The organism is Calothrix rhizosoleniae SC01 (genome assembly GCF_900185595.1).
GTDB classification, from domain to species: domain Bacteria; phylum Cyanobacteriota; class Cyanobacteriia; order Cyanobacteriales; family Nostocaceae; genus Calothrix_A; species Calothrix_A rhizosoleniae.
In genome coordinates, this window is sequence record NZ_FYBH01000317.1 from 1 (window position 1) to 6,919 (window position 6,919).

General features: G+C 43.5%; 5 protein-coding genes. 4 read left to right on the forward strand and 1 reads right to left on the reverse strand.

The window, feature by feature from the left end; genetic code table 11:
• Window positions 1–190: 190 nt before the first annotated feature.
• A complete protein-coding gene (locus tag CALSC_RS19340) occupies window positions 191–826 on the reverse strand; it encodes a DUF938 domain-containing protein (protein WP_088242920.1) in 636 nt (211 codons plus the stop codon).
• Between the two features lie 211 nt (window positions 827–1,037).
• On the opposite strand from CALSC_RS19340, the gene rpsB reads away from it, so the two are divergent.
• The 4 genes from rpsB to recG all read left to right on the forward strand — a co-directional run bounded on the left by rpsB (window position 1,038) and on the right by recG (window position 6,818).
• On the forward strand, window positions 1,038–1,850 hold the full coding sequence (rpsB, locus tag CALSC_RS19345; RefSeq protein ID WP_088242921.1) for a 30S ribosomal protein S2: 813 nt from the start codon (window positions 1,038–1,040) through the stop codon (window positions 1,848–1,850).
• A gap of 225 nt (window positions 1,851–2,075) precedes the next feature.
• Window positions 2,076–2,735 (forward strand): translation elongation factor Ts, encoded by a 660-nt coding sequence (gene tsf, locus CALSC_RS19350; protein ID WP_088242922.1) that lies wholly within the window; start codon window positions 2,076–2,078, stop codon window positions 2,733–2,735.
• A gap of 528 nt (window positions 2,736–3,263) precedes the next feature.
• The gene (locus tag CALSC_RS19355; RefSeq protein WP_088242923.1) at window positions 3,264–4,256 is read left to right on the forward strand and encodes a hypothetical protein; all 993 of its coding nucleotides are present in this window, start codon (window positions 3,264–3,266) and stop codon (window positions 4,254–4,256) included.
• A gap of 33 nt (window positions 4,257–4,289) precedes the next feature.
• The gene (gene recG, locus CALSC_RS19360; protein WP_088242924.1) at window positions 4,290–6,818 is read left to right on the forward strand and encodes an ATP-dependent DNA helicase RecG; all 2,529 of its coding nucleotides are present in this window, start codon (window positions 4,290–4,292) and stop codon (window positions 6,816–6,818) included.
• Window positions 6,819–6,919: the final 101 nt, after the last annotated feature.

Genomic DNA, 6,919 nt, shown 5'->3' on the forward strand with positions numbered 1-6,919 from the left:
GAGGGATAAGATTCACAGTTGGGTCAAAACTTTGTCATTTTCCCCATCTGATGGAAATTATATTCATCAATAACTGAGCTATCGCTTGACACACAAGAGTTGCAGAATTTTGAAATTCAAATACTTCTCTGAGGGTGACAGAAGCATCTGGGGTAATAATTCTAAATTCTCAATTCTAAATTCTCCTTGACTAAGCACGTTGAAAAACCAGGGACAGGTTATTTGCTGGCATTTGATAGGTATTCAACAAAGTCAAGTTTTGGTCATTAGCTGCTGCGACTACATCTTCCAGATTACGCACTCCCCACTCAGGATTTTGAGCGCGTAAAGAATCATCAAAAGCTTCATTACTGGGTGCAGTATGTTCTCCACCCCGCTTATAAGGGCCGTATAAATACATAATGCCACCAGATGGTAAGAGACGATTCGCACCTGCCATTAATCCCAAACACGCAGACCACGGCGCAATGTGAATCATATTAATATTAACGATCGCATTAATCGGGGGAATTGATTCTAAGGGTATATTTTCCTCCACTGCCCAAACAGTTCCTCGAACATCAATATCTAGGGGAAGATGTAAATTATCTGCCGGGGAATGCTCGAGCCAAGCTACCACACTGGCACGCGATCGCGGTTCGGGTTCGGATGGTAGCCAAATCCGGGGAGTCAATCGAGGAGCAAAGAAAACGGCATGTTCTCCAGTACCGCTAGATATCTCTAAAACTGTGCCTTGGGGTGGTAACACTTGTTGGAGTATTTCCAGGATTGGTTCCCGGTTGCGTTGGGTTGCAGGGGCATATCTGCGGGCATCTGGTGGATTCATGACATTAACTTATAACAAGCTACTCCTGCATTATTATGGCAAATTCTAGCAATCCCCTGCTCCATGCTCCCTGCTCCCTGCCCCTTGTCTTCTTCATGTGCTACCCTTATATGGTTAATTAAAATCTCGCACATCCAGGGATTCGGGTGTTTCCTCAATTTGGAGATCCACCTGGATGGAGGTTAAACCCGAATAGGAGTTAAAACATAATATGCCAGTAGTTTCATTGGCTCAGATGATGGAGTCTGGGGTTCACTTTGGGCATCAAACCCGCCGGTGGAATCCAAAAATGTCCCAGTACATTTATACTGCCCGCAATGGGGTACATATCATCGATTTGGTGCAGACTGCTCAGTTGATGGAAGAAGCCTACGCTTATATGCGATCGCAAGCTGAACAAGGTAAAAAGTTCATGTTTGTAGGCACCAAGCGACAAGCAGCAGGTATAATTGCTCAAGAAGCAGCTCGTTGTGGTTCTCACTATATTAACCAGCGTTGGTTGGGGGGAATGCTCACCAACTGGTCAACAATTAAAACTCGGGTAGACCGTTTAAAAGATTTGGAACGCCGAGAAGACAGTGGTGCTCTAGATTTACTACCGAAAAAAGAAGCCTCCATGTTACGCCGGGAGTTGGCAAAACTACAGAAATACCTGGGTGGGATTAAAACCATGCGTAAAATCCCCGATGTGGTGATCATTGTAGATCAGCGTCGGGAATATAATGCCGTGCAAGAATGCCAAAAATTAAAACTTCCCATCGTATCCATGTTAGATACTAACTGTGAACCCGATGTGGTAGATATTCCCATACCTGCCAATGATGACGCAATTCGCTCAATTAAGTTAATTGTTGGTAAATTGGCAGATGCGATTTATGAAGGTCGTCATGGTCAATTAGTAGAATCAGACGACGATTATGAAGATTACGAAGATTACGAAGGCGCTGAAGAATATCTAGGCGAGGAAGCTGATGAAGTCGCTGCTGATGTCAGTGAATATAACTCAGAAGAAGAATCAGCTTAAGGGTATAGCATGAAGTATGCGACTGAAAAATTTCTAGGTGAATACTTCATACCCTGTATCTGATTTTTGAACCAGCCCCAAGTAAGATAGAAATACTCAAAATCTGTGAGTAATATTGAGAAGTCCAATCGCAGGGTTTGCCTGCTTCCAGGAACTTCGGATCATAAAATCTGTTGACAGGGTTACCCCTGCTAAGAATGTCAGTCAAGTAGAAATTGAGGCAACATGGCGGAAATATCTGCAAAACTCGTCCAGGAGCTACGCAAAAAAACCGGTGCTGGCATGATGGATTGCAAAAAGGCACTAAAAGAAACTGATGGTGATATAGCGCAAGCCGAAGATTGGCTACGCAAAAAAGGTATCGCCAAAGCTGGGAAAAAAGCAGATCGAGTGGCTGCAGAAGGACTCGTTGGCAGCTATATCCACACCGGTGGTAGAGTTGGTGTACTAGTAGAAGTAAATTGCGAGACTGACTTTGTTGGTCGTCGTGAAGAGTTTCAAACTCTGGTGCGAAATATCGCCATGCAAGTCGCAGCTTGTCCCAACGTCGAGTATGTCAAAGTCGATGACATTCCCAATGAGATTGTCCAAAAGGAAAAGGACGTTGAAATGGGAAGGGACGATTTAGCTAATAAACCAGATAACGTTAAGGAAAAAATCGTTCAGGGACGGATTGACAAACGTCTCAAGGAATTGTCTTTGGTAGATCAACCCTATATTCGCGATCAAAGTATCACTATTGAAGAATTAGTGAAGCAAGCGATCGCTCAATTGGGTGAAAATATCCAAATCCGCCGTTTTGTCCGCTTTATCCTCGGTGAAGGGATTGAAAAAGAAGAAGTCAGCTTTGCTGATGAGGTTGCAGCACAAACCGGTGGTCAATAATCTCATGATTGAGTTGTAGATTATCACTTATCAAACAGTGAATTGACTTTCACCAATGGTAGCTTTTAATTTTCAACTCCTAACTTTTTCCCAAACAGGTCAAGCCAGAAATAGCTGACCTGTTTTTCATTCACCGAAAATATAAGGCTAGGCGCAAGTAATAAGTAATACAGCATTTTGCAGGTAAATGAAGTACAACACATATCTTGCACCTTCGAGGAAGAGTAAGGTGGGCATTGCCCACCCTACGGAATAATAAGGGTTACAGGCGATAATTTTCGCGAGAATTATGTGGTGCAAGATGTGAGAGGTGTAGGTTAGGTTGAAGAATGAAACCCAACACCAGTCCAGTAGGTTGGTTTTCACGCCTAATATCAAATCCGATATAAAAAACCCTAGAGGATGCAGAGGGAGAGGGAAAGGGAGAGAACAATGATATAACTCAACGGTGTTGAAATATCATGATTATTTTTAAATAGATACGTACATTTGTATTATTATTGGGCTTAGAGAGACAAGAGTTAGCATATGGCGAGAGCAATCGAGCACATAGAGAAGGATATAGCGGCTTTAGAAGAGAAAATCTCTAAAATCGCTCAGGAGTTACAAGCTGCCTATACTTCCTATTTAAATAGCTTGGCACAAGTAATGCGACAGCAGGTGATTTTGGCAAGTTATTATCTGTGTACACAAGGATATCCGAGTCTGTTTCTCCAATTATCCCTAAGTCAACGGCAAAAACTCCAACAAATGATTCGCAAAGCCAGTCAAAAGGCAGCAGAAAAACTGATATCTCTGACCAATACTGAGCAGATGCAGGTAGATGATTCGGAACAAAGGGATATTTTAATCAACTATTTGCAGCAAGTACAAGCACATAGTAATCAGCAGGAGGAAGAATTAGAGGCGGAGGAGCCAGAGTCAGAATCACTAGAGTCAGAAGAACTAGAGCCAGAGTCACCAGAGGCAGAGTCAACAGAGGTAGAGGAGCCAGAGTCAGAAGGGATAAGGTATGAAAAAATTCCTTTTCCCTTAAACTTGTTATCTCTCAAGACATATTCTCCCGATACTTCTAACCCAGTAGAACTACTTAAATGGCAGCAACAAATAGAGGCAAGAATCTTAGCCAATCTGAAACACATTTCTAGTGAAGTGAATAATTTGTTGAAAAATGCTGATATTCTGCCCAGTAAATTACCACAACCTATTTTAGAAGCTGCTGCGATCGCATCTGCGACATCAGGGGAGATGATGCCGGGGCCACCCAATATACTAAACTTAGTAGTGGAAATGGACAAGGATGAGGAGTCAGAAGAATCGAGCCTAACTCAAATTATGGCGGTGAATTTGCGGTTAGGGGAGATTGAGTTTGCTGACTCACAACTTTCATCCCTACGCAAGCAGATTCGTCTAATTTTAGGTCGATTACACAAGTTGGGGCGAGAATATCAACATAAGCAGCGAGAACACTCTATTGCGGAAGCTGAAGCTGCATGGCGTGCTAGTTGGTATGAAGATTGAGCAATAATGCTGGGGAGCGGGAGTTATGTAGCCATGACAAATGACACACCAGATTGGTTGCGATTACAAAAAGCCTTGGCGGTAGAAGCAGAACAGGGCTTTATTGATTTGATGGGTAGGCAGTATCGCTTTAGTGAATTTCTGACTTTGAGTTTCGGTAAATTTCCCCAAGTATTGCCAAGGGATGAGCGTTGGCGCTGGCAAGAAATCGCAGCTCAATTTGCTAAGTATCCCCAGATGGAGCTGCAAGATCGGCAACATTTAATTGCTCAAACTCGTAAGTATCTTCACCAGCTACAATCTCAGTCAGGGAGTGAAAGAGTGAAGGAGGGAAGGAGTGAGGGAGGTATGAGAGAATACTCTCCATCTAATTCCCCATCTAAAATTACTAAGGGATTCTCTGGTGTGCAAAATCCCACAACTCCCATTGTTTCGGAGGTTAGTCGGAGGCTGGCTCCCAGACTGGAACAGAAACTCAGGGATTTACCGGAAATTGGAGCACTCAAGGCAGATAAGTTGGTGCGTTTGGGTTTATATACGGTACGAGATTTATTATTTTATTATCCCCGCGACCATATTGATTATGCCCGTCAAGCAAAAATCCGGGAGTTAAAAGCTGGTGAGACTGTGACAATTGTGGCAAGGGTGAAGCGGTGTAATTGTTATGTCAGTCCCCGCAATAAAAAGTTAATGATTTTTGAAATGTGGGTGCGGGATAATACTGGAGAATTGAAAATTAGCCGCTTTTTTGCTGGGGCGCGTTTTACTAGTAGGGGTTGGCAAGAAAGTTTAAAGCGCCGCTATCCTGCTGGTAGTATGGTGGCTGCCTGTGGGTTGGTCAAGCAAAATAAATATAATAAGTTGACTCTCGATGACCCAGAATTGGAGGTATTAGCTAATCCTGGGGATAGTATTGATTCTTTAACTATTGGGCGGGTAGTACCAATTTATGCTTTAACAGAGGGGATTGTGGCGAATATGGTGCGACAGGCGGTAATTTCTGCGTTACCAGCCGCTACCCATCTCCAAGAACCCCTTCCCAGTGGTTTGAGACAAAAGTATGGGTTAATGGAATTGAAAGATGCGATCGCAAATATCCATTTTCCCCCAGACAGTGATACCCTGCAACGAGCTAAACGGCGGCTAGTATTTGATGAGTTCTTCTATCTGCAAATTGGTTTACTCCAACGTCAGCAGCAAGCAAAGCAAATTCAAACTAATGCTGTCCTCGCTCCCAGAGGACAACTCATAGAAGCATTTTATGAGATTTTACCCTTTCAACTCACGAATGCTCAACAAAGGGTGCTGAACGATATTCTCAATGATTTACAACAACCCACCCCCATGAATCGCCTGGTACAAGGAGATGTGGGTTCGGGGAAAACTGTGGTGGCGGTGATTGCTATTTTGGCGGCTCTCCAATCTGGGTATCAAGCTGCATTGATGGCTCCCACGGAGGTATTAGCGGAACAGCATTACCGTAAGTTGGTAAGTTGGTTTAACCTATTGCATTTACCCGTAGAATTGCTGACAGGTTCCACAAAAATAGCCAAAAGAAGACAAATTCATTCCCAGTTAGCAACAGGTGAATTACCTTTGTTGGTGGGAACCCATGCTTTGATTCAAGACCACGTTAACTTCCAACAATTAGGTTTAGTGGTCATTGACGAACAACATCGCTTTGGGGTAGAGCAACGGGCAAGGTTGCAACAAAAAGGTGAGCAACCCCATGTATTAACCATGACTGCTACTCCTATTCCCCGTACTTTGGCATTGACAATTCACGGGGATTTGGATGTGAGCCAAATTGACGAGTTACCACCAGGAAGACAGGCAATCCAAACCACCGTCTTGTCAGGACAGCAACGCACCCATGCTTACGATTTGATGCGGCGGGAAATTGTCCAGGGACGGCAGATATATATAGTTTTGCCCTTGGTGGAAGAGTCGGAAAAATTAGACTTGCGATCGGCTGTGGAGGAGCATCAAAAGTTACAGGATAGTATATTTCCCGAGTTTCAGGTGGGATTATTGCATGGGCGTATGACTTCGGCGGAAAAGGATGAAGCTATTGGTAAGTTTCGGGATAATCAGACTCAGATTTTGGTATCAACTACCGTGGTAGAGGTGGGTGTGGATGTCCCTAATGCTACGGTGATGTTAATAGAAAATGCAGAAAGATTTGGCTTATCCCAACTACATCAATTGCGGGGGCGGGTAGGACGGGGTGCGGCGCAATCTTACTGTTTACTGATGAGTAGTTCTAGAAGTCCTGATGCTCAACAACGGTTGAAAGTATTGGAACAGTCCCAGGATGGCTTTTTTATTTCCGAGATGGATATGCGGTTTCGCGGGCCAGGGCAAGTACTGGGAACCAAGCAATCTGGGGTGCCTGATTTTACTTTGGCGAGTTTGGTAGAAGACGAGGAGATTTTAATTCTGGCGCGACAAGCAGCAGAGAAAATTATCGAAATGGATGCTACTTTGGGGCGTTGGCGTTTGATGAAAGAGGAATTGAAATATCGGTATGAGCGATTAATGGGTGGAGCAATTATGACATGAATGATGGCGATCGCTTATGCCAATAATCAATATACAAAACGTAATGCGATCGCCATGTTAAATTGATTATTTAAGTCTGTTTTAAAATTTACCACAAATGT